Source organism: Nostoc sp. (assembly GCF_036917395.1).
GTDB lineage: Bacteria > Cyanobacteriota > Cyanobacteriia > Cyanobacteriales > Nostocaceae > Nostoc.
Genome location: NZ_JBALDI010000007.1, coordinates 57,197 through 81,937, shown reverse-complemented (window position 1 = coordinate 81,937; position 24,741 = coordinate 57,197). Strand labels below are relative to the sequence as shown.

The window sequence follows — 24,741 nt, the reverse complement described above, 5'->3', positions numbered from 1 at the left end:
CACAGGCAAACTTCTGAAAACCCTGAGTGGACATAGCAGTGCGGTCAATAGCGTGGTGTTCAGCCCCGATGGGCAAAAGCTGGCTTCTGCAAGTGCTGACAAGACCATCAAACTCTGGGATGTAGCCACAGGCAAACTTCTGAAAACCCTGAGTGGACATAGCAGTGCGGTCAATAGCGTGGTGTTCAGCCCCGATGGGCAAAAGCTGGCTTCTGCAAGTGATGATAAGACCATCAAACTCTGGGATGCAGCCACAGGCAAACTTCTGCAAACCCTGAGTGGACATAGCGATAGGGTCAATAGCGTCGTGTTCAGCCCCGATGGGCAAAAGCTGGCTTTAGCTAGTTTTGACAACACCATCAAACTCTGGGATGCAACCACAGGCAAACTTCTGCAAACCCTGAGTGGACATAGCGATAGGGTCAATAGCGTCGTGTTTAGCCCCGATGGGCAAAGGCTGGCTTCTGCAAGTGATGACAAGACCATCAAACTCTGGGATGCAGCCACAGGAAAACTTCTGCAAACCCTAAGTGGACATAGCGATAGGGTCAATAGCGTCGTGTTCAGCCCCGATGGGCAAAGGCTGGCTTCTGCAAGTGATGACAAGACCATCAAACTCTGGGATGCAGCCACAGGCAAACTTCTGCAAACCCTGAGTGGACATAGCAGTTGGGTCATTAGCGTCGTGTTCAGCCCAGATGGGCAAAGGCTGGCTTCTGCAAGTGATGACAAAACCATCAAACTCTGGGATGCAGCCACAGGCAAACTTCTGCAAACCCTGAGTGGACATAGCAGTGCGGTCAATAGCGTGGTGTTTAGCCCCGATGGGCAAAGGCTGGCTTCTGCAAGTGATGATAAGACCATCAAACTCTGGGATGCAGCCACAGACAAACTTCTGCAAACCCTGAGTGGACATAGCGATAGGGTCAATAGCGTGGTGTTCAGCCCCGATGGGCAAAGGCTGGCTTCTGCAAGTGCTGACAACACCATCAAACTCTGGGATGCAGCCACAGGCAAACTTCTGCAAACCCTGAGTGGACATAGCAGTGCGGTCAATAGCGTGGTGTTCAGCCCCGATGGGCAAAAGCTGGCTTCAGCTAGTTTTGACAACACCATTAAACTCTGGGATGCAACCACAGGCAAACTTCTGCAAACCCTGAGTGAACATAGCAGTGCGGTCAATAGCGTGGTGTTTAGCCCGGATGGACAAAGGCTGGCTTCTGCAAGTTATGACAAGACCATCAAACTCTGGGATGCAGCCACAGGCAAACTTCTGCAAACCCTGAGTGGACATAGCAGTGCGGTCTTTAGCGTGGTGTTTAGCCCGGATGGACAAAGGCTGGCTTCTGCAAGTTATGACAAGACTGTAATTGTATGGAATTTGGATTTAAATAAGTTAGTGACAGATGGTTGTGGGTTGCTCAACAATTATTTGATTGTCCATCCTGAGGTGCTGGAAGAAGTAACAGAATGCCAAACTCCGCCTCGCTTGGTGCAAGCAGCTACAGTATTAGTTATCCAAGGTGAGAAGCTAGCGCGAAATGAAGACGTTGATAATGCTGTTGTCAAATTCCGCAAAGCACAACAGTGGGATGCTAATTTAAAATTTGATCCCCAGGTAAAAGCACAAGAGTTTGTCAACAAAGGCAAGGCTGAATCGCAGTCGAACTCACCTTAAAAGGGTGGTTAGAATATCTACGTAGGTTGGGTTGAGGAACGAAACCCAACAAACCTACGAAAATGTAGGTTGGGTTGAGGCTTTGCGAAACCCAACCTACATTTTCTACATTTTCTTCAGTGCGATCGCTCCCATTCAATAGGGCTAAGATTGAGTTGCATCAATATATAGACGAAATAGATAATCACAAGGTGGAAGGATGGCATACAGCGATTTTAGTCTCGCTAAGGTGAAAAAGAGTTTTGACTTAACCCTCGATGAAACTCAGAATTTATTTGCTGATACAAAACCTGTTACACCATCAGAAACTCTCAGAACGATTTTAATAGATTACATTCCTTTGGCAACTGCAATTTCAACCGAAAAAGCCAGATCAGAGTTTTTAATTGCACCAATACTGGCGGAGGTCAGACGATTATTAAATAATAAAATATCACTCTTTTCTGGGAATGAATTTAATGTTGATGCAACTCTAAGCTTGCAGGGTTTTTGCGATTACATTATCAGCAATTCCCAAGAGCAATTATTTATTTCTGCGCCGATAATGTTTATTTTTGAGGCGAAAAAAGAAGATATTATAGGTGGTCTTGGTCAATGTGTAGCGGCAATGATTGCAGCGCAGTTGTTCAATCAAAATCAAGGCAATGAAGTTGGGCGGATTTATGGAGCGGTGACTAGCGGAACTAACTGGAAGTTTTTATTTTTAGAAGAAACGACTGTCTATATAGATTTAACTGATTACTATATTAAAGAAGTTGATAAAATTTTGGGTATTTTATTGCAACCTTTTCAGCCTGTTTTAACTGCTGTCTGAATAGATGGGATAATATTTAATTATTTCAATATGTAAGAGAAATTAAAAATCTTAAATGCGGTTGAGTTTCATACAAAGATTCAAAATGGTTTAATTCAGATTCCTGATGAGTATAAACAAGAACTCAATGACGAAGATGATATTAAAGTAATCGTTTTGGTGAAGAAAAAATCATCTAAAAAAAGAGACATAATTGATGAATTAACAGAGAATCCTGTTCAAGTGAATGGTGTATTCAGCCGTGAGGAAATTTATAATCTTTAATTCTTCAATTCTTCAATCCAAAATTGGCACGGTCAATTAGAAATTGTGAATCCATTTAAAAAAGGCTAGAAACCGCATTTAAGCTGTCTCTAACCTTAATTTACTTAATGGGCAGTACCAGACTCGAACTGATGACGTCCTGCTTGTAAGGCAGGCGCTCTACCAACTGAGCTAACCGCCCTTTTTACTAATCCTTAACTAATATAGCAAAATATTTCGCGTGGCGCTAGTAGTTTTGGGAAAATCTTTTTTTCTCTTATACTGACTCAGTATTCAGTTACTCAGCACTGGCTCAACGCCCCGCTATCGCTAACAGGATTTAGGATGCCCTCTGGTCGAACGCACGATCGCATTACTATGTATGCTCTGCCGTTGGTGGCGGGCGTTACTTTCTGGCAGACTCGCAGTAGCAATGCAACTTTGTTGGTTGCAGGCGGGTTTCTATTCGGAGGGCTAATGTTTGGCCCCGATTTGGATATTTACTCTGTGCAATTTCAACGCTGGGGTTTCTTGCGCTGGATTTGGCTACCTTATCAAAAAAGTCTCCGTCATCGTTCTTTTTTATCCCACGGGCCGATTATTGGCACGATTCTGCGGATACTTTATCTGGGGTGTTTGCTCGCTATTTTGGCAATTTTCGTTTTGGCAATTGCCGAAAGGTTGGGGAATCTGAGCTTTACTTGGCAGGATTTGGGACAAACTGTGGGGCGATCGCTCCTACAATACGATACTGAATATATCGCCCTCTTTTTGGGGTTGGAACTCGGTGCAATGAGTCATTCTCTCAGCGATTGGGGCGGTTCGGCTTATAAGCGTTTTAAAAAGCAGGGGGTTCGGGGGTTGCTTCCTAGTGGCAAAATTAAGAGGCGGAAAGTGAACAGGAGTGGTAGTCGTCGGCCGAAGACTAAGAAATGATTTTTTAAACGCAAAGGGAAGTGCAGAGGTACGCAGAGGTATGGAAAATCAAAATGAGAGTTTGGCGGCGTTGCAGGAGTTGATTGAGGTGGTGGCGAAGTTGCGATCGCCTGATGGTGGTTGTCCGTGGGATTTGGCTCAAACTCCTGAAACGCTGACGCCTTATGTGATTGAGGAAGCTTATGAGGTGGTAGACGCGATTAAGAGTGGGGATAAGGGGGCGATCGCTGAGGAGTTAGGGGATTTATTATTACAAGTGGTACTGCAAGCCCAAATCGCTAGCGAATCTGGGCAATTTTCCCTCAAAGAAATAACTCAAGGAATTTCCCAAAAGTTGATTCGCCGTCATCCCCATGTGTTTGGTGATGTGTCGGTAGCAAGTGTGGATGAGGTGCGGCAAAATTGGGAACAAATTAAAGCTGCGGAAAAAGGCGAACCCTCTCCAGACGCGCAAAAACTTAGTGCTAAACTCGGTCGTTATGGGCGTACCCTTCCCCCGTTGACGGCGGCGATGAAGATTTCCCAAAAGGCTGCGGCGATCGGGTTTGAATGGGAAAATATTCAAGGTGTCTGGGATAAGTTTCATGAGGAGTTGGCGGAGTTTCAACAGGCTTTGGCTGAGGAAACACTAGAACGACAACAAGCAGAATTAGGCGATTTACTGTTTGCAGCTATTCAACTAGCCCGTTGGCATAATCTTGACCCTAGCGCCGCTTTGCAAGGCACAAATCAGCGATTTGTTCAGCGATTAGAAAAAATGGAGGCAGTTGTTGACCGTCCCCTTTATGATTACAGTTTGGATGAGTTAGAAAACTTGTGGCAACAGGCAAAAGCGCAACTTGCTAAAGAAGGTTCATAAGTTAAAGCTCCTCGACTACGAAAAAGGGCAGTATAAATTATTTCCTTAATAAAAAGACTAGAGAAACATAACTCACTTTGTCTCTCTAGTCTCGGTACGCATAAATCATATTTAAGACTTTCAAATAATGCCTGTACTAATACTTAAAATATTTGTATAGCTGTGAAGTTATTACTTCTGGTTTTTCTGTGTTCGATAATTACAGAATAAATGTTTTAAACCAAGTCTTGCTTCACCCGATCAGAGTAATTATTGATTACCCACATGGTTCACCCGATTGGAGGAAGAGGATAAGGGAGGAAGGAGGAAAATAACTAATAACCAATGATTAACTCAGTGTTGATAAGATGAGGAAAAGGTAAAAATTTGTGCTATGACTATTCTTAACATTGCTTCTCCCCTAATTACGATCGCAGGGCAAACCCGCCAAGCTGCAAGTAAGCTAGCGATTCTCTCCACTGAAGCCAAAAATCAAGCGCTTGTTGCGATCGCTCAAGCTTTAGAATCAGCTAGAAATGAAATTTTACAAGCAAATGTTGCTGATTGTGAAGCTGCAACTTCTGAAGGAATTGCCAAACCACTTTATAAACGCTTGCAGTTGGATGAACATAAGTTAAGAGATGCGATCGCTGGGGTACGAGATGTTGGTAAGCTAGCTGATCCAGTTGGTAAAGTGCAGATTCACCGTGAATTAGACACTGGTTTGACTCTCAAGCGGATTACTTGTCCTTTAGGTGTTTTAGGGATTATTTTTGAAGCCCGTCCAGAGGCAGCAATTCAAATTGTTTCTTTGGCTATTAAATCGGGTAATGGTGTAATTCTCAAATGTGGAAAGGAAGCGGTGCGTTCTTGTGAAGCAATAGTTAAAGCAATTAAGCAAGGATTATCTCATACTGCTGTTAATCCTGATGCGGTGCAACTGCTAACAACTAGAGAAGAAACTTTAGAACTTTTGAAGTTAGATAAATATGTAGATTTAATTATTCCTAGAGGTTCTAATTCATTTGTCCGGTTTGTGCAGGAAAATACGCGGATTCCGGTACTAGGCCACGCTGATGGAATTTGTCATCTTTATATAGATAAAGCCGCTGATATTTCTAAAGCAGTTCCAATTACTGTCGATGCCAAAGCGCAATATCCTGCTGTTTGTAATGCTATTGAAACTTTGCTAGTTCACTCCTCTATTGCTACAGAGTTTTTACCCAAAGTTGCTGAGGCTTTGGAAGAACGACATGTGGAATTAAGAGGTGATAAACGCACCTTAAAGATTTTACCTAACATTGCAACCGCAACAGAAATAGACTGGGAAACAGAATACAGCGATTTTATTTTGTCGATTAAGATTGTAGACTCTTTAGAAGATGCGATCGCTCATATTAATGAATATGGTTCTCGCCATACTGACGCGATTATTACTGAAGATTCAGCATCTGTTGAAACTTTCTTTGGACTAGTAAATTCAGCCAATATATTCCACAATTGTTCCACTAGATTTGCTGATGGCTTTCGCTATGGTTTTGGTGCAGAAGTAGGGATTAGTACGCAACAAATGCCTCCCCGTGGTCCTGTTGGTTTAGAAGGATTAGTCACATACAAATATCAAATGATTGGTGATGGTCATATTGTAGCTACTTACACTGGGGCGAATGCTAAAGCTTTCACTCATCAAGATTTAGTTTAAAACTAAAATATAAGCTTTCATACATAGGACTTACGCACAAGTTACGGAATAACGAACCGCAGAGGCACAGAGAAGCCAGTGCGTTGGGCGGGTTTCCCGACTTGTTCGCGCAGCGTCTCCCTTAGGAGAAGCAACTGGCGCGACACGGAGAAATCAGAGTTTGAGAGATATTTTGCGTAAGTCCTAATACAGAGAAATCTTTGGATGTTTTTTATTTGGAAGTCTCTTTAAACTAACGCTTTTAGTAACGCCTGAAGCTTAAGTTGCACCTCTGCAAACTCCTTGTCAGGATTAGATCCCGCAACAATACCAGCACCAGCATACAATCTAGCGCGATCGCCATAGACCAATGCTGAACGAATTCCCACAATAAACTCGCAGTTTCCCTGAGAATCTATCCAACCTAGAGGCGCAGCATACAAACCTCTTTCAAAGTTTTCGTAACGACGAATTTCAGCACAGGCTACATCTCGTGCTGCACCTGCAACAGCTGGTGTAGGATGCAATTGGGCAACAATCTTTAATGGATGGATGTTAGCAGGAACCATAGCGCTGATTGGTGTCCATAAATGCTGGATATTCGATAATTGTCGCAGGCGCGGTGCTAATATTTGGGGTAATAAACCTAGCTGGCATAGGCGTTGTGTAATGAAATCAAGTACCAGCGAGTGTTCGTGCTTTTCTTTTGCACTATTGAGTAAGCGATTGGCATTAGCTGCATCTTCAGCAGGAGTTTTACCTCGTGGTGCAGAACCAGCCAAAGCATCGGTGATTAACTGTTGATTATTAATACTAATTAATCGTTCTGGACTTGCACCAATAAAGTTTTGTCCCTTGCCATTACTTGTAGAAAAAATATAACAGTTAGGATGTATTTGCCTAAGATTATTTAAGGATTTAACTAAGTCAAAGTGATTGCTTGACTTGACGTCTAATATATCTGCTAGTACAATCTTACTTAAATGACTAGACCTAATTTTTTCCAAAGCAGATACTACTGAACGTTTAAACTGAGCAGCATTTGTGAGAGATTTATTGGAGAATTTTGGCGGAAAACTATCAATATTAGCAGAGTAATATTCTAAAGATTGGAGAAATTCAATTTTATTTTGCACAGTCTCCAACAACCTTTGAATATTTACATTTTCATTGATAATTATATTTGTTACTAATATGCAACGCTGATTTTTCACAGCTACTTGCCAACGGGGCAGAAAAATGGTAGCAGATGGAAATGGATAATCTACTTGGGAATTTTTATCAAAAAAGCTGAAATAACAAAAAAAGTGAGGGCCAGAAAAAGGTTGATTAACGTTACCAAAATTAATTATATTTTTTAGACAAGATTTGATAAAATTTTCGGCTTTAGTAAAACGGTCTGCTCCATCAATTTGTAATTTTGTCACAGCATCAATTGCTGCGATCGCTTCTCCTTTATTTTTGTCCTCAAAGTAAAAATTTATTTCATTTGCTTGTGTAAGTTTATCCAATACAACTAAAGGGTCAACTAAATCAATCTCCTGGGAGATACTGACAATTTGTCTGCAATTATTGTTGACGCACTTTTCTTGCACTGCTACCAGAAATTGATATAAATCTTTGTGTTCTACAAATAAGTTGTTACGACATGGTAAAACTGTCATGGATCTTCTAAGGATAGTAAATTTTTTTTAAGTTAACTTCCTAAAGTGTAATTAATCGTGGTCGTATTTTTACAGGTAACATATTAAGTTGCCATTTTACCAGCGTAGGGTTTGCCTTGTTTGTGGTGTTCTCAGAACATGATAAGCCAGTTTCAGCCTTATATTGCAACGTCAGGGTGAGTGTTAACAACACAAGGTTAACAAGCCACAGTAAAAGTGAGAGTTGTTTGTATATCACCCATATCTGGAGTCTCTTTAAATCATAAAATCTAAAGTGTGAGTAATATTCCGGCAATTTAATTAATCACAACTGATGACTACCAAGCAGATTTTATATCCCAACACTAAGTTATGGATGGCAGCGATTAAACCGCCAATGTACAGCGTTGCCATTATGCCCATTTGGGTAGGAACAGCAGTAGCAATTGCAGAAACTAAAATGTTCAATGGTGCAGTATTTTCTACTTTTGTAACTGCGGCAATTTTAATTCTTGCCTGGGAAAATATCAGTAATGATGTCTTTGATTCTGAAACAGGTATTGATCAAAATAAGCACCATTCTCTAGTGAACTTAACTGGCAATAAGCTATTAATATTTTGGATAGGAAATTTTTGTTTAGGTTTGGGGTTACTGGGCATACTAGCGATCGCCTTTTGGCAACAAGACCTAACTGTCATCGCCATAATTCTGCTGTGCTGCGGTTTGGGCTATATGTACCAAGGGCCTCCCTTTCGTTTAGGATATCAGGGTTTAGGCGAAATTCTTTGCTTTTTTGCCTTTGGCCCCTTAGCGGTGGAAGCAGCATATTACAGCCAAACTCAAACTTGGTCAATAACGAGTTTAGCAGCCTCAGTGATTGTGGGGATTGCCACAACCTTAATTTTGTTTTGCTCACACTTTCACCAAGTTAAGGATGACATAGCCGCAGGTAAGCGATCGCCTATCGTCCGTCTGGGAACAGCAAAAGGGGCCCAACTCCTAGTTTGGTTCACTGGTAGCATTTATCCCCTCACCTTGCTGTTTGTGCTATTGGGAATTTCTCCAGCTTGGACATTGCTGAGTTGGGTGAGTTTACCCTTTGCTGTCAAATTATGCCGCCACGTCCAAGAAAATCACAACCAGCCGGACAAAGTTAGTAACTGTAAATTCATCGCTGTAGCTGTGCATTTCTGGGCTTGCTTGCTGTTGGGCTTGGGATTTATGCTTTAGCAATTACTAATTGATGCGTTATCAATTTAAATTTCGTCCCTATCAGCGAAGATTTAGGCGATCGCTGACTACCAATCATGGTAATTGGGATATTCGTGAAGGTATTATCCTCCATCTTACCGATGAAACTCTTAGAGTCGGCTGGGGAGAAATTGCCCCCATTAGCTGGTTCGGTTCCGAAACCCTAGAACAAGCTTTAGATTTTTGTCGCCAACTCCCAGAAGAAATCACAGACGAGATAATTTTCTCCATCCCAGATGAGTTACCAGCCTGTCAATTTGGCTTTGAGTCAGCGTTAGAGGGAGTGGGGAGTAGGGAGTGGGGAGTAGGGAGTGGGGGAGATAGGGGAGATAATTTTATAATTCCTAACTCCTCACTCCTAACTCCTAATTCACTCTTTTACAGTGCCTTATTACCAGCGGGGGAAGCGGCTTTAAATCAATGGGAAACCCTATGGCAGCAGGGATATCGCACTTTTAAGTGGAAAATTGGTGTAGATGCGATCGCTCATGAACTAGAAATTTTTGAGTCACTCATCCACACCTTACCAGCCTCTACGAAACTGCGATTAGACGCTAACGGTGGACTCACCTATGAAGAAGCTAACTTATGGCTGTGGACTTGCGACAATCTCAAGGCAAATGGAGAACTACCCCTAGAAATTGAATTTATCGAACAACCGCTACCTGTTGAGCAATTTCAGCAGATGTTGGAATTGAGTATGAGTTATGAAACTGCGATCGCTTTAGATGAATCTGTCGCCACACTTGGACAACTCGCCGCCTGTCATCAACAAGGTTGGCGAGGGATTTTTGTCATAAAACCTGGGATAGTCGGATCACCATCTCGTCTGAGAAAGTTTTGCCACCAGCATAAAATTGATACTGTATTTTCATCAGTATTTGAAACTGCGATCGCAAGACTTGCAGCACTCCAGCTAGCAGCGGAATTATCCCGAAACAACAGGGCGATTGGTTTTGGCATTGACCATTTTTTTGAACAAGAGGAAACGTGGCTTCAAAGTTTATGCAAATACCTTTAGACTGTTTTAATAACCTGGCTCAAAATGATTGGCTTATTGGTTACAATAGCTATCAATTTAATCAAATAGCTCAAGAATTATATTTAGAATTAACACAATTATCAGCATGTGGAACACCACCAAAAATTATCTTAACCGAACGCGAACCATTACGATTTCTAGCCAGTTTTATTGCCGCTTGTGCAGCGAATTGTCCAGTTTTTCTTTGTAACCCCGACTGGGGAACACAAGAATGGCAACAAGTGTTTGACTTAGTACAGCCAGACATGATTTTGGGAATGGCGCATGAGGCAAGGGGCATGAGGAATGGGAATAATACCCAATGCCCAATTCCCAATCACATCATGATTCCCACAGGTGGTTCATCGGGGCAGATTAAGTTTGCCATCCACACTTGGGAAACTCTCATAGCATCTGTACAAGGATTTACAGAATACTTTCAACTAAAACAAGTCAATTCTTTTTGTGTGTTACCGCTATATCACGTTAGCGGTTTAATGCAATTTATGCGCTCTTTCACCACCGGAGGTAAACTGGCTATTTTACCATTCAAAGCAGTAGAATTTAGTCAAATATTGAATATTAAAAAATCAAAGTTTTTTCTATCTTTAGTACCAACACAGTTACAACGCCTCTTGGAAAATCCAGAATTAACTGAATGGCTATCCCAATTTAATACTGTACTTTTGGGAGGTGCGCCAGCATGGAGCGAACTACTAGAAAAAGCCAGATTTCATCATATCCGGTTAGCACCTACCTATGGCATGACAGAAACTGCCTCTCAAATTGCTACCCTGAAACCAGATGATTTTCTGAGCGGTAAAATTAGCAGTGGTCAAATTCTTCCTCATGCAAAAGTAACTATTCACAATCAGCAAGGCGAGATTTTAAATTCTAATCAAATAGGAAACATCACTATTTATGCTCAATCTCTAGCTCTTGGTTATTATCCGATAACCAGAAAAAATCAAGATAATTTCCAAGTAGATGATTTAGGTTTTTTAGACGAACAAGGTCATTTAAATATTGTCGGACGTAACAGCGATAAAATTATTACAGGTGGAGAAAATATTTACCCAACAGAGATTGAATCAGCTATACAAGCAACTCAAATGGTTGCCGATATTTGTGTCATCGGCATCCCAGATAAACAGTGGGGACAAGCATTAACAGCGATTTACATTCCCAGACAATCAAATACCTCTGCCTTAAAAATCCAAACCTTACTCAAAGATAAACTCAGCAAATTTAAAATTCCTAAATATTGGATTCCCCAGGAAAACTTACCCCGTAACTCCCAAGGTAAAATTAACCGCCAACAGCTACAGCAAATAGCCGCAGAATTCCTGCAAAACCCCATCATATAATCTCTCTCGACTTTCTTCTCTCTGCGCCCTTTGCGTCTCTGCGGTTCGTCTCCAGCCACTGGATAATCTCTTCAGGTAATTCCTGCTTACTTCTACTACTTACATCAATACAAACGTGCCTAGTAATAGCCTTAGCAACTACCACCTCAATCACTGTAATTTCATAAGTAATTTCAAACTTATCAACACCTATTTTTTGCGGTATTAAGCTAATCAGCAATTTGTCCCCGACAAACATAGGGCGCAAGAAATCAACACTAGCATGAACAATAGGAAATCCCACTGACGGATTAGTAAAAAAAACTTTGAGATTAATACTTGATGCTTCTAAAGATTCTTCATAAGCTTCATGGCAAATAGCTAAAACATTAGCAAAATAAACTACTCCAGCAGCATCAGTATCTTGAAAGCGAACCGTGCATTTATAAGTAAAAGACATTTTTTACAATTGAATATTAGAAAAACAGAAGGTTTATCCCCTGCTCTACAAATTAATTTTATTGCAACTAAGTAAGTCGGTAATAAAAATTCAATTTCCCCAATTCTGAGTTTGTATCGATTTGTTTAGCCTCATCCAATGCTTTGGAGGTAAGAAAGAGCGATCGCTTTTACATTGACTCCAACGGCGGAACCTCGAAGTCATTAAACGAGGAAACATTGTAAGACGAAGCGGCTATTGCCCTCACCAGCTTACCGTCGAGAGTCAGCAAAGTAGCACCTACCTGCTGGGAAAGCGCGACATAAGAAGCATCGTAGGCAGAAGTTCCATAACTCAAGCTTATAGTAACTGCATCCGCCATCAAATCAGCTGTTGAAACAACACGCAACGGAAAAGCTTTTAGAGTGGCTAAATCTGTCTGAACCTCAGCAGCAGTGTACATCCTTGCACGGACATACTTCCAGAACGTGTTAGCACACTCAATATAAAAAAGGTCTGGAACAAAAATTTCTGTTTGTGGATTGGCGAGATGACCGAAGAGTTGATTAACTTTGGCAGTTAGTGGGTCAGCAATAAAATACTTGATGCACACACTGGTATCTACTACGCATCTAAGAGGATTGCTCATCTATCGCGGTCTTCTCGAATTAGTTCAGTACTATCAGGTAATCCAAAGTCTGCTGGATTCAAGCGGCGGCGACGGCGACTAATTTCCTCTAGGAGTTTTGGGACATTTTTTCGCCTTTCCTCTTCCGTTAGCTGTGTTTTTGCCTGCAAAGCGTTCTGCAAGATTGTAATAACTTGAGCATCAATTGAGTTATTTTCAGCTTTAGCTAAGTGTTGTAGTTGTTCGTATAACTCATCAGGTATATTGAGCGCATGAATGGTAGCCATTAATTGACCTCCCAAAAGAATTTATTGGTAATGGTAGCACGATGGGAGTTTGGGGAGAGGTTAGGGAGCGATCGCCTCTGGTTTGTGAATGCGATCGCTTTATTATCTCTACTACCCACCTGTTTTTTTCTCCTTCTCTTCTGATTCCTCTGACAGAGATTTTAGTGAGGTTTTTCGTAAAACCCAATCAAGATAAAGTACAAGAATCTGCATTTTCAGAAAATTGTTGGCACTTTTGATATTGGCATCACTCAGTACCCATTTACAAAACTTTTCCAGCAGTATTCCAACAATAACTTCAACAGACTTATTTACAACCAGAGGGATTAGTGTTTCTAGCATTGCGATTGCCTCAGTAGCTTAACTGAGTTCAATGTCGCAATTTTCTTTTGTAGTTATTTATCTGACTTACCTTGACTTAGCCTGACTTACACTGATTTAACTCCACATTTTGATAAAAACTTTGGCTACACTGGCTTATAAGTAATTGTGGGAGTGGTCAATGTCTATACCAGAGGACTTTCTTAAGCAACTGGAGCAATACAGTGAATTGTCGCACCGAGAGAAAGAAGTCTTTCTGGAAATATTCGGTCGTAGTAAGAGTCGAGTCCACGTAGCTCAAGAATTAAACATTTCTGAAAGTAACCTCAGCACTTGCCTTACAGGTATTTACAAAAAATTTTGCATCACTGGTAATGGCCCTGTTAAAGAAAGCCGCTTACGGGAGTATCTGAGCAAAAGGTATGCACAACAAAAACCCTCTAGTCATTTAACTACAGATGACGTAGATGATTTTATTGATACTTTAGTGCAAGAAATCCGCAAACAAATTAAACCCTACATCAAAGAAAAGTGCCGAACTATGCGGGTATTAGATATGCCTAAGCCAATTAAGTTAACAGGGAAACAAGGTATTTACACGAATGTCAATATTCTGGAGGAAATAACAGGACGAAGACGACTAAAAGTTGCGGAACTAATGGAAAGCTGTAACCATGATAACTTTGAGCGGATTGACTTAGCCAAGTAAAACAGAAACGAGTCTCAGGATTAGAGATTGTACAGCGTTATAGTAAGCTGATGGTTTTAGGTAAACCAGGAGCAGGAAAAACAACTTTTTTAAAATATCTAGCAATGCAGTGTATTGAAGGGAGATTTCAAGCAGACAGAGTTCCCTTGTTTATCACTTTAAAAGATTTTGCAGAAGCAGTTAAACAACCAGATATTTTGAGATTTATTGCTCAACAATTATCAAACTGTGGATTAATTCATGCCAGTGTGACAGTAGAGAAACTGTTGAAACAGGGTAAAGCATTGGTATTGCTGGATGGGTTGGATGAAGTACGAGAGGAAGACATCAAGCATGTCTTACGACAAATTCGGGAATTTTCTGACCTGTTTCATACCAATCAATTTGTAATTACCTGTCGTATTGCTGCCAAAGAATACACTTATGAAAGTTTCACAGAAGTGGAAATGGCAGATTTTGACGAAAAACAAATAGCCATTTTTGCTCAAAACTGGTTTCAGTTAACTGATCCAGTTAAAGTTAAAAGATTCATTCAAAAACTCAAAGACAATAAACCAATCCAAGAACTAGCTAGTAGTCCTTTACTATTGACATTACTATGTTTGGTGTTTGGAGATAGTGGAGATTTCCCAGCAAACCGTTCTGAACTGTATCAAGAAGGGTTAGATGTATTGCTTAAGAAATGGGATGCAAAACGCAATATTGAACGGGATCAAGTCTATAAAAATCTGTCTTTGCAGCGTAAGGAAGATTTGCTGAGTCAAATAGGCTTAACCACCTTTGAGCAGAAAGACTATTTCTTTAAGCAAAAAACGGCTGAAGCATACATTGCTGATTTTATTCGTAACTTACGTGATGCTGACACAGATCCAGAAGTATTGAAACTTGATAGTGAAGCCGTTTTAAAGTCTATTGAAGCACAGCATGGATTATTAGTAGAAAGAGCAAAAGGTATTTATTCCTTTTCTCACCTAACATTTCATGAGTATTTCGCTGCAAGAGAAATAGTTTTTAACTCTGCCTGGGAAATTTTGCTAGAGCATATCACAGAGAAACGCTGGCGCGAAGTTTTTTTGCTCACAGCAGGGATGATGCGGAAGGCGGATGATTTTACCCTATTGATGAAGCATAAAATTGACAGACTAATTAGCACAGATGAACAGTTACAACATTTAATGAGGTGGGTAGCTAAAAAATCTTCTTTAGCTACAGTGCCATATCCGCCAGCAGAAGTTAGAGGTGTCTATTTACGTTTGATAAATCATCTTATTCAAGAGAAGTATTCAGACGTTGAAAGTCTTCCTCGTGTTTTAGCTTTCGATCTAGCTCTTACTGGGACTTCAGACAATGATTTTTATAAAGCTTGCGTTCCAGATGGAATTAGCGGGATAGGTATTCCAGGCTTGAGTTTTGAAGTTGCTATATTTTTTGAAATAAAAAAAATTCGTGTAACTAGAAAAAGCCTACATACTCTCTATCCTAATCACTTTAATTTAAATCTTGATTTTGGTCTAAAACGTAATCTAAACCCTGATTTACAGATTTTACTTGACAATCTAAAAAGCCAATTTTCACCTATCAAAAGCAACAGTAAAGCGTTTTATAACTGGTGGAAAACTGATGGTCAAGTTTGGAATGAACAGCTTAGAACCGTCATGATTGAGCATTGCAATATTGGGCATCACTGGCAGTTCAACGAAGCACAAAAGACGCTATTAGAACAGTATTACTATGCCAACAAGTTGCTAATGGATTGCCTAAATAGTGATTGTTATGTAAGCCTGGAAGTTAGGCAAAAAATTGAGAATACTTTGCTGTTACCAAATGAAAATTAAACATTTAATAGAAGTTAAGGAGATAGCTAAAAGCAGATAAATGACACAAAATATAGTTAACTTATAGTTGTGAAAAAAGATATTTGCGATCGCACTTTTACTTTTTCAGTTCGCATAGTCAAGTTGTGTCAGTTTTTAGATGACAAACCAGGAGTAGCGCGAACCCTTGCTCAACAGTTGTTAAGGTCAGGAACATCGATTGGAGCTAATGTAGAAGAAGCACAAGCCGCTCAAAGCAAAGCAGATTTTATCAGCAAGCTCATGATTGCACTAAAAGAATCGCGTGAAACTCGGTATTGGTTAAGATTGCTCATTGCTACCGAAATAGTACCTCAAGAAAGAATTACTCAACTCCAAACCGAAGCCGAAGAAATAACAAAAATTCTTGGTGCCATCATTATCTCCACCAAAGGCTCCACCTAACCTCATCCTCCTCAATTTTTAATTCCTAAACGGAGAGGGGGAGATTCGAACTCCCGGAGGTTTTAGCCTCATCCGATTTCAAGTCGGACGCAATCGACCACTCTGCCACCTCTCCAATAAATCTGCCAAACTTGTGCATACCCTACTTTCAGACGCTATTCAGGCGCTTTTTTTGGTTAGCACTAAAGCTGACAGATAATACTATACCCTATCATTTACGCAGATTGCACTACTAGATGCGAATGTCTACGACACAATACGCGATCGCTCGTACAAAATTTCCTCTGAAGCCACCTGAAAGTCATTCCCCACCCAAACTAGGGAAACTTGCGAAACCACACCCGCCTCTAGGGTGACAATGGAAAAATTACGCAACTTCTCGCTGTCATTTTCTACAATCCTGGGCACAGTGGCTGCATTCAAGTAAATTGTCCCCTCTGGACTTCTAAAGATAGATTTCCGCAGCACCTTAGTATGTCTTAGAGTATGGTGCATATGACCAAATGTCACCAGGGGAATGGTTTTACCAGCAGTTAAGGCAAGAGATATCGCCTCGCCAAAATCTGGATCGCCAAAGTCGCCGCCAATTGGGTGCCAGTCTTTGCCACAGGGGTCTTCGGGGCGATCGCCTAACCCACTAGGCCCATTGTGACCCAAAAATATAATCGTCTCGTAAGCAGCGCTTTTGACTGCTTTAAAGATGCGATCGGCGGATTCTTCCAAACTCGTCACACCGTAACGTTCTTTACAGATTTCCGCGAATTTCCACTCTGGGCCACCCCAGGTAAAGGGACGACCCCCCACTACAGTTAAATTCCAAACGGGAAAATCTAGCTTACCGTAACCGACATGGGACGCGCCTAATAAATCGAGTTGTTCCTGTACCCAGTCCTCCTTAGAGCGGTCATAAGGAGCCTTCTTACGTCCCCATTCGGTGGCGGTGTACCAAGCATCGTGGTTGCCCATCACGGCTGCTTTGGGAATATCGAGAGCGGCGATCGCTCTGACCACTTCTACCGATTCATTACCAAAATCCCCGACAAACAGCACTAAGTCAACACCCAGATGCTTGAGTGCAATACCATCTTCCACTTCCCATTGGTCGTGAACATCTCCAACTACAGCAATTTTGAGGGTTATCAATTGAGTTTTCTGACTGGTCATGCCACTTTCCTTGCCGTCTATCTCCAGGATATGAAACTCAGCCCGATTTGGACACAACCCGAAAATATCAACCGCCCACTATTTTTGGTAAAAACTACTATAATTGATTCCACAGGATATAAATTTGCAACTTAGAGCACCCCCTAACTGTGTTTACTACTGCACTAGCTCAACGAGAAAAAACCCAACCGGGTGAACTACCACTAGATTTGTTTGCCGCCATTGAGAGTCTCAAAAAAGAACTCAATGCAGTTATTCTGGCGCATTATTATCAAGAGCCAGATATTCAGGATATTGCAGACTTTATTGGGGATTCATTACAACTGGCGAAAGCAGCAGAAAAAACCAATGCGGATGTGATCGTCTTTGCTGGTGTTCATTTCATGGCAGAAACAGCAAAGATCCTTAATCCCGATAAATTAGTACTTTTACCAGATTTGAATGCTGGTTGTTCTTTAGCCGACAGTTGTCCACCAGACGAATTCGCAGCTTTTAAAGCAGCGCATCCAAATCATCTGGTGGTGTCTTACATCAACTGCTCTGCTGATATTAAAGCGATGAGCGATATTATTTGTACTAGTTCCAATGCTGTGAAAATTGTGCAGCAGATACCGAAGGAACAGCCGATTATTTTTGCCCCAGATCGGAATTTGGGGCGGTATGTCATGGAGCAGACCAGACGAGATTTAGTGCTATGGCAAGGTAGCTGTGTTGTCCATGAAACCTTTTCGGAAAAGAAAATTGTCCAGTTAAAAATTGCCCACCCAGAAGCAGAGGCGATCGCCCACCCAGAATGTGAAAGTAGTGTATTGCGCCACGCCAGCTTTATTGGCTCTACAGCAGCTTTACTCAAGTATTGTCAAAACAGCCCCACCAAGGAATTTATCGTTGCTACGGAGCCGGGAATCATTCACCAAATGCAAAAACTAGCTCCTGACAAGCATTTTATTCCTGCACCGCCGATGAATAACTGCGCTTGCAACGAATGTCCATTTATGCGGTTAAACACCCTAGAAAAGCTCTACTGGGCAATGAAAAATCGCACTCCCGAAATTACCATGTCAGAGGATATCCGCCTTGCTGCACTGCGACCAATGCAACGAATGCTGGAGATGAGCGTGTAACTAGTATTTTGTATATATCTGGTAGAGACGCAATAAAACTGCGTCTCTATCCATAAGTTATTTTTTCCAATCACTTGCAATTTATAAAAGATGATGCTAATATTTTAAATCGTGAGACAAATTGGGTCGGTGTCCGAGTGGTTAATGGAGACGGACTGTAAATCCGTTGGCTAGCGCCTACGCTGGTTCAAATCCAGCCCGGCCCACCACTTACGAAGTTATAAGTTATAATGACTGGGTAAAGAGCAAAGCTCCCAGCATTGTAACTTACAACCAAAAAATAAAAGTTATATTTCGCCCGTGTGGCTCAGTGGTAGAGCACACCCTTGGTAAGGGTGAGGTCACGAGTTCAATCCTCGTCACGGGCTTATTTTGCTAGTAAAAATCAAAGTTTTTATTTAATATGTAGCTTGAAAGCTACTGATAATTTTTGCAGCTTACAAAACTTTGCTGGTTGATTATTTTAAAATACATAAATTAAGTAGTGGTAGTGTGGGCGATGCCTACAGCAGGCTGCGCCAACGCACCAAAATTGATTTAGTTTATGGGGCTTGCTGCAAATGAGTTTGTCCTGGGTTTACAATATTCATGAGCAATGAAATGAGTCGTAATTAGAAGACTCTGCCTAACTTAGAATGGCTTAATGATATTTTTGAGGAGCCATATATTCGTGAGTATGCTGCTGGGAGCATGGATGCGAATATGGGTGCAGACAGATTTAAAGCTGTGCGATGTCTACGACGGGCTACGCCTACGCAGGAAGTATGGTGGATACATCAAGTAACTAGCGGCGTTAAACTGATCACAACTGAAAATATCCGCCAGTCCACTCCGATATCAATAGATAATAATGATTTGAAGGGAATAGGATCTTTAGCGTTTGGCATAATGGCATGAGTTTAAAGGCAGTTCTCTTTGATTTTAATGGTGTGATCATTAACGATGAGCCAATCCACCTGCAACTAATAGATGAGATTCTCATGGAAGAAAATCTCCAACCCCAACGCGTCGATGAGCGTCAAGCTTCTTTAGGACGCAGCGATCGCGCTTGTTTTGGGCAATTACTCGCAAATCGTGGTAGAGTGGGTAACGAAAACTATTTAACTCAGTTGCTGTACCGCAAAGCCCAAGCCTATGTGGTGGAACTAGAGAAAATAGAGAAACTGCCTTTATATCCAGGTGTAGAAGATTTAATATTTCAGGTGCGATCGCGTCATCTGAAACTAGGATTAGTCAGTGGCGCTTTTCGCAATGAAATAGAATTGGTACTCCAGCGAGCTAAACTAGCCGAACATTTTAAAATTATTGTTGCGGGTGATGACATCACCACCAGTAAACCAGAACCCGATGGTTATTTACTGGCAGTGAAACGTCTGAATCAAGAATATCCCGAATTGAATCTTCAACCACAAGAGTGTCTGGCAATTGAAGATACTCCAGCAGGTATAGAAGCGGCGAAGCGATCGCAGATGCAAGTTGTTGGTGTTGCAAATACTTACCCATTCCACATGCTCCAGCGCTGCTGTAACTGGACTGTTGATTATCTCAGTGATTTGGAACTCGAACGGGTGCAAAAAGTTTATTCCCAAAAACAGCCTCAACCATCGGTAACTGAATGTTAGAATAATCTATGGTGATAATGTCTGAAATTAATGAGTAATAGTACTCGTGACTTAGCACCGATTAAGGGGAATTAGCTCAGTTGGTAGAGTGCTGCGATCGCACCGCAGAGGCCATCGGTTCAAATCCGTTATTCTCCATTTGTTTATAAACTAAAAATTGCGCCATTTTTCGCTAACCACTCTTTTCTATCCACGCAGTCAGGTAAGATTCGCTCTACCCTGTCCCAAAAATCTCTATTGTGGTTGGGTTGAACTAAGTGAACCATTTCATGCACTACCACATATTCAATCATGGAACTAGGAAGCAAAGCAACCCGCCAGTGGAAATAAATATCACCTTTTGGATTACATGAACCCCAACGATTACCGAGTTCACGGATTTGCATCGAAGTCGGTGCTTTGCCGATTCTGTTAATAAAAGATGTAATAATTAATTCTAAATGTTGTTGAAGATGACCGCGATACCACTGAATAAATAAATCTCGACCTTGGTCTTGATGCGATCGCAAAAGTTCAAAGTGTCCTTGGTAAAGTCTTAGGGGGTTGTCTGCGGTGTCTACTAATTTCAGGCGATAGCTACGTCCTAAATAGTGGAAGCCTTCGCCTGGTAAATAAGTTTTTTGTTCACTTGGGGGTTTGATAGCTGCTTTTTTGAGGAGTTTGCTGTAAATCCAGAAGCGGCGTTGTTCGATAATTTGTCCTAGTTTTTCTACAGGGACTTGGGGTGGTGTTGTGATGATTAGTTTACCGTCGGGTTCGATGGTAATTTCAACTGTGCGACGACGCGGACTTTCGCGCAGTTCAAAGGAAAGTTCGCCAACATTAATGGTTTTCATCGCCCTCGATTTGCATCGTGTCGTTCGGCTAATTGGGTGATTTGGTCTGCTAAACCATCCAGTTTACTATCTGGGAAGACATTTAAATCTTCTAATTTCAGCCAGATATTTTTGCAGAGGTTTTCCCTGGCTACCAAGTCGTTCCAGAAGCCGATTACATAACTTTGGTTGTAGATAAAGTCTACCAGTTCGGTGGTAAAGATTTGTAGTTGGGTAGCAATTTCGGGTGTTGATGACTCTAAGGTATCGATGAGAGCATTGAAGAAAGGGCGAATTCGGGCTGATGGTTGATTTCCGCTAACTTCGGTTTGTTCGGCTCGGACTTTTTGCGCTAGATTTAAAAATTCTGTAGCGATCGCATTCCAATCTGCATCCAAACATTGTAAGATGTCTTCTAGTTTATCGCTGAGGTTGCGATAATAAACTGGGTCATCATCTAGATGGGTGCGGATGTGATAACGGATGGCGTGTTCCATTTGGGCTGCACGAGTTTGGACAGAATGTCTTTGTTGTACCCGTTGCTCAAAGTCTAGGTCAAGGATATTTACTGGTGAGACTTTCAGGTTAATCCCCTGAGATTGGATGTGTTGGTCTATCAGCGCTTGAACTTTTTCTTTAGCATCTTCTGGGCGTTCATCTCGGAAAACATCATCGACTAATTTCTTTAATTCTCCCAATTTTTTCGCATCCTTCAGGTAGCGCAAAGCTTGGGGACGAGGTAAAAAGGCATCCATTGCTTGCAGAAACTCCCGCAGCAGTTGATAGAATTCTGCACGCGATTGCTCATCATGATTTAGGATATTTACACAAGCTTCTTGGTCATCGTAAATATTTAAGTTGCGTTCTTGCCAAAAGTTCATTACCCGTTGATAAGCTCGGTCTAGTTTGGGTAGTTCTTCTTGGATATCAAACCAAGCACCATCGACATCTTCTTGGTCGTAGACACTCATTGCGGCGGCGATGTCGATACCGTAATAGTCTACAATTAAACCGTAGTCTTTACCTTCGGTGGTGCGGTTGGTACGAGCGATCGCTTGTAATAAATCATGTTCTACTAAGCTGCGGTCTACATATAGCACTTGTTCTAAAGGTGCGTCGAAGCCTACGAGTAGTTTATTATTCACAATTAAAAAAGCTAAACCGTCTTCATCTAAGTTTTTCCAGAAACGGTTTTTGTAGATGGTATGGTTATTTTCAATCCGTCCATTGTTTCCAGGCTTGGGGGTCTTGTTTGCTGTTGGCGGAGATAATCGCCGCAAATTCTAAACGCTTGATGGTATCGAGGTAAAGATAAGCTTGTACGAGGGTGCGGTATTCGGGAGGTGCTGATTCTAATTTCAGACTTTGCAAAATAACGGCATTTGATTCTAATTCTTGAATCAGTTCGTCTTTGGCTGCGGTAAGATATTGCTGGTACAAAACGCAAGCATGGCGATCGCTTGCTGCTACCTGAGCTTTAAATTTACCCTGCATGATCCGGGTGACATAGTGCCGTAAGATATGCCTAGCCTTGTCCTTCATCAGTTCTTTGGAGTTGAGGACGTTTTTCTTACCAACGTATTTGGATTTAATCGCTGCGCGTTGTTCTGCGGTATAGTCTTGAAATAGCACCTCAAAAAGTTGGTCTAGGGTGTTGGCTCCTTTGACTGCTCCCATTGTTTCCAGCCCTTCGTAGAAAATGGGAACGGTGACATTATCTTTTTGAGAATCGCGGATACTGTAAATATCAATATAAGGATTTTCGTCATTAGCAAAGATGTCTTTTGTTTTCTTTTTCTTTGCTGAGATGATGGGAGTTCCTGTAAAACCAATTTTGGCGCAATTGGGTAAGGCTTTGGAAAGGTAAGCGTGAAGGGTGTTGCTGTGGGAACGGTGAGCTTCGTCAATTAATAGTAAAATGTTTTCTGAGGGATTGAGAGCATTGTTTAACTCCTCAATATCAGCGTATTCTTTCAATTCATTAATTTTGTTGAATTTCTGAACCATTCCAAAAACAATACCCGGCCCTGTTTGTCGCAGTTTCTTCGCTAAATCTTTGATGCTTGTTGCTACTTGCAGAGTTTGACCGGAAAGAGTTGCTGTTTGTTGAAGTTGTTCTTCTAAATCTGTGCGATCGGTAACGATGACAGCTTTAAACTGTTGAAGTTGGGGAATTGTCCGCAGTTTGCGGAGAATAAACACCATATCCAAGCTTTTACCAGAGCCTTGGTAGTGCCAGATAATACCGCCACGCTGGTCTTGGCTACCGTGTTGTGTTTTAGTTTTACCGTGTAGCAAGCGGTCAACGGCTTTGGATACGCCACGAAATTGTTGATAGCGCGGGACTATTTTGATGCGACGGTTGTGTTTGGTTGTGAACAGAATGTAGTGGCGCAGGATATCCAGCAAGTTGGCGGGGTGAAGCATTCCGGCGAACTCAGGTTAAATATATGTTTTAGCGATCTGCTGCTATGTTGCGCGCGAAGCTATCGCTCGTTTTTTATCTGACCTCACAAAATCGCGTTGCTCCCGTCATTGTTGCTACTGCGGTGTAGGCGTACTGGGACGCATAAGTATATAAGATTCGTCTACTAAAGTTCGGTAAACACCTTTGATATTGAGCGGTAGCCACTCCTCATACATTGCCAGATCACGGTATGTGTCAAGCCGGATTTCTTTCTCAAGAGTAGCGAGGTCTTTGCCAGCAAGAATGCCATCGCGCACGGCGTCATAAAGAGTTTCCAGATATTCGAGATACCGTCGCACGTCTTTTTTCTGACCAGTCTCGGCATGTCCGCCCACAAACACCTCAAAATCCATGTTCAGCACCGCTCGTGTGGAATCGATCATCCCTTGGATATCGTAACCTTGAAGATCTTTGTAGGGCATGCGGCCCAGCACAATCCAGTCCACCACATATAAAACTCTAGCGGGTTCAAACAACATGGAAATGGAGCCACGCCCGTTGTTTGTTCCGTGATAGCGCAGGTGTACCCGACTATCGCCGATAAAAAGCATCATATCGTCCTTGAAGACGAGGTTAGGAATGCGGGTCTGCGCTTTGGTGTGAATCAAATCCTCGCGCGCCAGTTGATGGGAGATAAAGTTGATGCCTGCGCCATCCAGAACTTCGCCCCCGTAGGTGTGATCCGGATGATTGTGGCTGTAGATTACATAATGAATCGGCTTGCCAAATCGTTGCGCCAATTCGCGTTTGAGCCAGGTAGCCGCTGCCTTATTGATCGGATCGGTCACTACGATTCCCGCCTCTGTCACCATGAAGACGGAGCAATAATTTCCAGCAGTCAGACGATAAATGTTGCCGCGAATCAGGTCAATGCGGTATTCCTGTGCCAGGACGGGATTTCCAGCAGTCATGCGATAAATGTTGCCGCGAATCAGGTCAATGCGGTATTCCTGTGCCAGGACGGGAGCGCATAGAAATAACAGTCCCAGCAAAATTCCAAATCCTTTAGCAATGTATTGTTTATTCATGAGTGATGGAAAGTTTATATACATCAGGCTCAACGCTCACCAAAACAGGCAAACCCAGGTTCTATTGTAACCTTTCACTCCCCCCCCATTTTAGTTGTAGGGTGTGTTGTCGCGCAGCGCAACGCACCGTCAGCCCCTTCTCTGCGAGACCCTACGCGAACGGGGAAGTCAAAAGTCAAAAGTCAACAATTCAAGGTGCGTTAGCCTACGGCATAACACACCCTACAAAGTTTTTATTATGCCAATGCATTGGCTTGTTATGCCAATTTGTTATTTCGGCGATCGCATTTGTTGCTTTGGCGATCGCATTTGTTGCTTTGGCGATCGCATTTGTTGCTTTGGCGATCGCATTTGTTGCTTTGGCGATCGCATTTGTTACTTCGGCGAACTCATTTGTTATTTCGGCGAACGCATTTGTTACTTTGGC

The 24,741-nt window shown here is 41.9% G+C and carries 23 protein-coding genes, 5 tRNA genes and 1 pseudogene; 17 read left to right on the top strand and 12 right to left on the bottom strand.

From position 1 onward, the window contains the following. On the top strand, positions 1-1,678 hold a 1,678-nt coding region (locus V7K46_RS05950; protein ID WP_335111673.1), incomplete at its 5' end, for a WD40 repeat domain-containing protein. 199 nt (positions 1,679-1,877) lie between these two features. Continuing rightward, positions 1,878-2,492 carry a hypothetical protein gene (locus V7K46_RS05945; protein ID WP_335111672.1) on the top strand — a complete coding sequence of 205 codons (615 nt, stop codon included), beginning with the start codon at positions 1,878-1,880 and terminating at the stop codon, positions 2,490-2,492. A 372-nt stretch (positions 2,493-2,864) separates the two neighbouring features. Here the strand turns inward: V7K46_RS05945 and V7K46_RS05940 are convergent. Then, positions 2,865-2,937 (bottom strand) — tRNA-Val (locus tag V7K46_RS05940). Positions 2,938-3,080: 143 nt separating this feature from the next. On the opposite strand from V7K46_RS05940, the gene V7K46_RS05935 reads away from it, so the two are divergent. From V7K46_RS05935 to V7K46_RS05925, 3 genes are all read left to right on the top strand, one after another. Continuing rightward, a complete protein-coding gene (locus tag V7K46_RS05935; protein ID WP_335111671.1) occupies positions 3,081-3,671 on the top strand; it encodes a metal-binding protein in 591 nt (196 codons plus the stop codon). Between the two features lie 40 nt (positions 3,672-3,711). Further along, positions 3,712-4,530, top strand: a complete 819-nt coding sequence (mazG, locus tag V7K46_RS05930; RefSeq protein WP_335111670.1) for a nucleoside triphosphate pyrophosphohydrolase — start codon at positions 3,712-3,714, stop codon at positions 4,528-4,530. Between the two features lie 373 nt (positions 4,531-4,903). Further along, positions 4,904-6,211 carry a glutamate-5-semialdehyde dehydrogenase gene (locus V7K46_RS05925; protein ID WP_335111669.1) on the top strand — a complete coding sequence of 436 codons (1,308 nt, stop codon included), beginning with the start codon at positions 4,904-4,906 and terminating at the stop codon, positions 6,209-6,211. Between the two features lie 227 nt (positions 6,212-6,438). Here V7K46_RS05925 and V7K46_RS05920 read toward each other — a convergent pair whose 3' ends face one another. After that, positions 6,439-7,854, bottom strand: coding sequence for an isochorismate synthase (locus V7K46_RS05920; RefSeq protein WP_335111668.1), 1,416 nt, complete (start codon positions 7,852-7,854; stop codon positions 6,439-6,441). A gap of 313 nt (positions 7,855-8,167) precedes the next feature. On the opposite strand from V7K46_RS05920, the gene menA reads away from it, so the two are divergent. Genes menA through V7K46_RS05905 form a run of 3 tightly spaced genes read left to right on the top strand, consistent with a single transcriptional unit; the run spans position 8,168 to position 11,473 of the window. Further along, positions 8,168-9,064, top strand: coding sequence for a 2-carboxy-1,4-naphthoquinone phytyltransferase (gene menA, locus V7K46_RS05915; RefSeq protein WP_335111667.1), 897 nt, complete (start codon positions 8,168-8,170; stop codon positions 9,062-9,064). Between the two features lie 13 nt (positions 9,065-9,077). Then, positions 9,078-10,106, top strand: coding sequence for an o-succinylbenzoate synthase (locus tag V7K46_RS05910; RefSeq protein ID WP_335111666.1), 1,029 nt, complete (start codon positions 9,078-9,080; stop codon positions 10,104-10,106). After that, complete coding sequence (locus tag V7K46_RS05905) at positions 10,091-11,473, top strand: 2-succinylbenzoate--CoA ligase (RefSeq protein WP_335111676.1); 1,383 nt, start codon at positions 10,091-10,093, stop codon at positions 11,471-11,473. Before V7K46_RS05910 ends, V7K46_RS05905 begins: the two co-directional genes overlap by 16 nt. On the opposite strand, the gene V7K46_RS05900 is transcribed toward V7K46_RS05905, so the two are convergent. The 4 genes from V7K46_RS05900 to V7K46_RS05885 all read right to left on the bottom strand — a co-directional run bounded on the left by V7K46_RS05900 (position 11,466) and on the right by V7K46_RS05885 (position 13,148). Further along, entirely contained in the window at positions 11,466-11,912 is a 447-nt protein-coding gene (locus V7K46_RS05900; protein WP_335111665.1) for an acyl-CoA thioesterase, read from the bottom strand. The two genes, V7K46_RS05905 and V7K46_RS05900, sit on opposite strands and share 8 nt — an antisense overlap. A gap of 169 nt (positions 11,913-12,081) precedes the next feature. Beyond that, entirely contained in the window at positions 12,082-12,540 is a 459-nt protein-coding gene (locus V7K46_RS05895; protein ID WP_335111664.1) for a type II toxin-antitoxin system VapC family toxin, read from the bottom strand. After that, positions 12,537-12,806 carry a hypothetical protein gene (locus V7K46_RS05890; protein ID WP_335111663.1) on the bottom strand — a complete coding sequence of 90 codons (270 nt, stop codon included), beginning with the start codon at positions 12,804-12,806 and terminating at the stop codon, positions 12,537-12,539. Before V7K46_RS05890 ends, V7K46_RS05895 begins: the two co-directional genes overlap by 4 nt. A 111-nt stretch (positions 12,807-12,917) precedes the next feature. After that, complete coding sequence (locus tag V7K46_RS05885) at positions 12,918-13,148, bottom strand: hypothetical protein (protein WP_335111662.1); 231 nt, start codon at positions 13,146-13,148, stop codon at positions 12,918-12,920. A gap of 160 nt (positions 13,149-13,308) precedes the next feature. On the opposite strand from V7K46_RS05885, the gene V7K46_RS05880 reads away from it, so the two are divergent. The 3 genes from V7K46_RS05880 to V7K46_RS05870 all read left to right on the top strand — a co-directional run bounded on the left by V7K46_RS05880 (position 13,309) and on the right by V7K46_RS05870 (position 16,094). Next, a complete protein-coding gene (locus V7K46_RS05880; RefSeq protein ID WP_335111661.1) occupies positions 13,309-13,836 on the top strand; it encodes a helix-turn-helix transcriptional regulator in 528 nt (175 codons plus the stop codon). Between the two features lie 50 nt (positions 13,837-13,886). Continuing rightward, on the top strand, positions 13,887-15,671 hold the full coding sequence (locus tag V7K46_RS05875) for an NACHT domain-containing protein (protein ID WP_335111660.1): 1,785 nt from the start codon (positions 13,887-13,889) through the stop codon (positions 15,669-15,671). A gap of 69 nt (positions 15,672-15,740) precedes the next feature. Beyond that, positions 15,741-16,094, top strand: coding sequence for a four helix bundle protein (locus V7K46_RS05870; RefSeq protein ID WP_335111659.1), 354 nt, complete (start codon positions 15,741-15,743; stop codon positions 16,092-16,094). Between the two features lie 30 nt (positions 16,095-16,124). Here the strand turns inward: V7K46_RS05870 and V7K46_RS05865 are convergent. After that, positions 16,125-16,209 (bottom strand) — tRNA-Ser (locus tag V7K46_RS05865). A 131-nt stretch (positions 16,210-16,340) separates the two neighbouring features. Further along, positions 16,341-17,258 (bottom strand): TIGR04168 family protein, encoded by a 918-nt coding sequence (locus V7K46_RS05860; RefSeq protein ID WP_335111658.1) that lies wholly within the window; start codon positions 17,256-17,258, stop codon positions 16,341-16,343. 149 nt (positions 17,259-17,407) lie between these two features. On the opposite strand from V7K46_RS05860, the gene nadA reads away from it, so the two are divergent. The 6 genes and pseudogenes from nadA (at position 17,408) to V7K46_RS05830 (ending at position 20,142) form a co-directional block, all read left to right on the top strand. Then, a complete protein-coding gene (gene nadA / locus V7K46_RS05855) occupies positions 17,408-18,382 on the top strand; it encodes a quinolinate synthase NadA (RefSeq protein WP_335111657.1) in 975 nt (324 codons plus the stop codon). A gap of 123 nt (positions 18,383-18,505) precedes the next feature. Beyond that, positions 18,506-18,591, top strand: a tRNA-Tyr gene (locus V7K46_RS05850). An 87-nt stretch (positions 18,592-18,678) separates the two neighbouring features. Next, positions 18,679-18,750, top strand: a tRNA-Thr gene (locus V7K46_RS05845). 247 nt (positions 18,751-18,997) lie between these two features. Further along, positions 18,998-19,279, top strand: a pseudogene (locus V7K46_RS05840) (methyltransferase type 11); the annotation flags it as partial. Beyond that, complete coding sequence (locus V7K46_RS05835; RefSeq protein WP_335111656.1) at positions 19,276-20,004, top strand: HAD family hydrolase; 729 nt, start codon at positions 19,276-19,278, stop codon at positions 20,002-20,004. The pseudogene V7K46_RS05840 and the gene V7K46_RS05835, both read left to right, overlap by 4 nt. Positions 20,005-20,069: 65 nt before the next feature. Then, positions 20,070-20,142: transfer RNA gene (locus tag V7K46_RS05830), tRNA-Ala, on the top strand. A gap of 5 nt (positions 20,143-20,147) precedes the next feature. Here the strand turns inward: V7K46_RS05830 and V7K46_RS05825 are convergent. From V7K46_RS05825 to V7K46_RS05810, 4 genes are all read right to left on the bottom strand, one after another. Beyond that, entirely contained in the window at positions 20,148-20,840 is a 693-nt protein-coding gene (locus V7K46_RS05825) for a M48 family metallopeptidase (protein ID WP_335111655.1), read from the bottom strand. Beyond that, positions 20,837-22,099, bottom strand: coding sequence for a type I restriction enzyme subunit R domain-containing protein (locus V7K46_RS05820; RefSeq protein WP_335111654.1), 1,263 nt, complete (start codon positions 22,097-22,099; stop codon positions 20,837-20,839). The genes V7K46_RS05825 and V7K46_RS05820 overlap by 4 nt, the downstream gene beginning before the upstream one ends. Further along, positions 22,035-23,246 carry a DEAD/DEAH box helicase family protein gene (locus tag V7K46_RS05815; RefSeq protein WP_335111653.1) on the bottom strand — a complete coding sequence of 404 codons (1,212 nt, stop codon included), beginning with the start codon at positions 23,244-23,246 and terminating at the stop codon, positions 22,035-22,037. The genes V7K46_RS05820 and V7K46_RS05815 overlap by 65 nt, the downstream gene beginning before the upstream one ends. 114 nt (positions 23,247-23,360) lie before the next feature. After that, positions 23,361-24,314 (bottom strand): MBL fold metallo-hydrolase, encoded by a 954-nt coding sequence (locus V7K46_RS05810; RefSeq protein ID WP_335111652.1) that lies wholly within the window; start codon positions 24,312-24,314, stop codon positions 23,361-23,363. Positions 24,315-24,741 lie beyond the last annotated feature (427 nt).

Coding starts and splice junctions, on each gene's coding strand:
- V7K46_RS05935 (WP_335111671.1), top strand. CDS start 3,081: ATGCCCTCTGGTCGAACGCACGATCGCATTACTATGTATGCTCTGCCG.
- V7K46_RS05835 (WP_335111656.1), top strand. CDS start 19,276: ATGAGTTTAAAGGCAGTTCTCTTTGATTTTAATGGTGTGATCATTAAC.
- menA (WP_335111667.1), top strand. CDS start 8,168: ATGACTACCAAGCAGATTTTATATCCCAACACTAAGTTATGGATGGCA.
- V7K46_RS05895 (WP_335111664.1), bottom strand. CDS start 12,540: ATGAGCAATCCTCTTAGATGCGTAGTAGATACCAGTGTGTGCATCAAG.
- V7K46_RS05885 (WP_335111662.1), bottom strand. CDS start 13,148: ATGCTAGAAACACTAATCCCTCTGGTTGTAAATAAGTCTGTTGAAGTT.
- V7K46_RS05920 (WP_335111668.1), bottom strand. CDS start 7,854: ATGACAGTTTTACCATGTCGTAACAACTTATTTGTAGAACACAAAGAT.
- V7K46_RS05880 (WP_335111661.1), top strand. CDS start 13,309: ATGTCTATACCAGAGGACTTTCTTAAGCAACTGGAGCAATACAGTGAA.
- mazG (WP_335111670.1), top strand. CDS start 3,712: ATGGAAAATCAAAATGAGAGTTTGGCGGCGTTGCAGGAGTTGATTGAG.
- V7K46_RS05925 (WP_335111669.1), top strand. CDS start 4,904: ATGACTATTCTTAACATTGCTTCTCCCCTAATTACGATCGCAGGGCAA.
- V7K46_RS05945 (WP_335111672.1), top strand. CDS start 1,878: ATGGCATACAGCGATTTTAGTCTCGCTAAGGTGAAAAAGAGTTTTGAC.
- V7K46_RS05910 (WP_335111666.1), top strand. CDS start 9,078: ATGCGTTATCAATTTAAATTTCGTCCCTATCAGCGAAGATTTAGGCGA.
- V7K46_RS05860 (WP_335111658.1), bottom strand. CDS start 17,258: ATGACCAGTCAGAAAACTCAATTGATAACCCTCAAAATTGCTGTAGTT.
- V7K46_RS05905 (WP_335111676.1), top strand. CDS start 10,091: ATGCAAATACCTTTAGACTGTTTTAATAACCTGGCTCAAAATGATTGG.
- V7K46_RS05815 (WP_335111653.1), bottom strand. CDS start 23,246: ATGCTTCACCCCGCCAACTTGCTGGATATCCTGCGCCACTACATTCTG.
- V7K46_RS05890 (WP_335111663.1), bottom strand. CDS start 12,806: ATGGCTACCATTCATGCGCTCAATATACCTGATGAGTTATACGAACAA.
- V7K46_RS05875 (WP_335111660.1), top strand. CDS start 13,887: ATGGTTTTAGGTAAACCAGGAGCAGGAAAAACAACTTTTTTAAAATAT.
- V7K46_RS05900 (WP_335111665.1), bottom strand. CDS start 11,912: ATGTCTTTTACTTATAAATGCACGGTTCGCTTTCAAGATACTGATGCT.
- V7K46_RS05825 (WP_335111655.1), bottom strand. CDS start 20,840: ATGAAAACCATTAATGTTGGCGAACTTTCCTTTGAACTGCGCGAAAGT.
- V7K46_RS05810 (WP_335111652.1), bottom strand. CDS start 24,314: ATGAATAAACAATACATTGCTAAAGGATTTGGAATTTTGCTGGGACTG.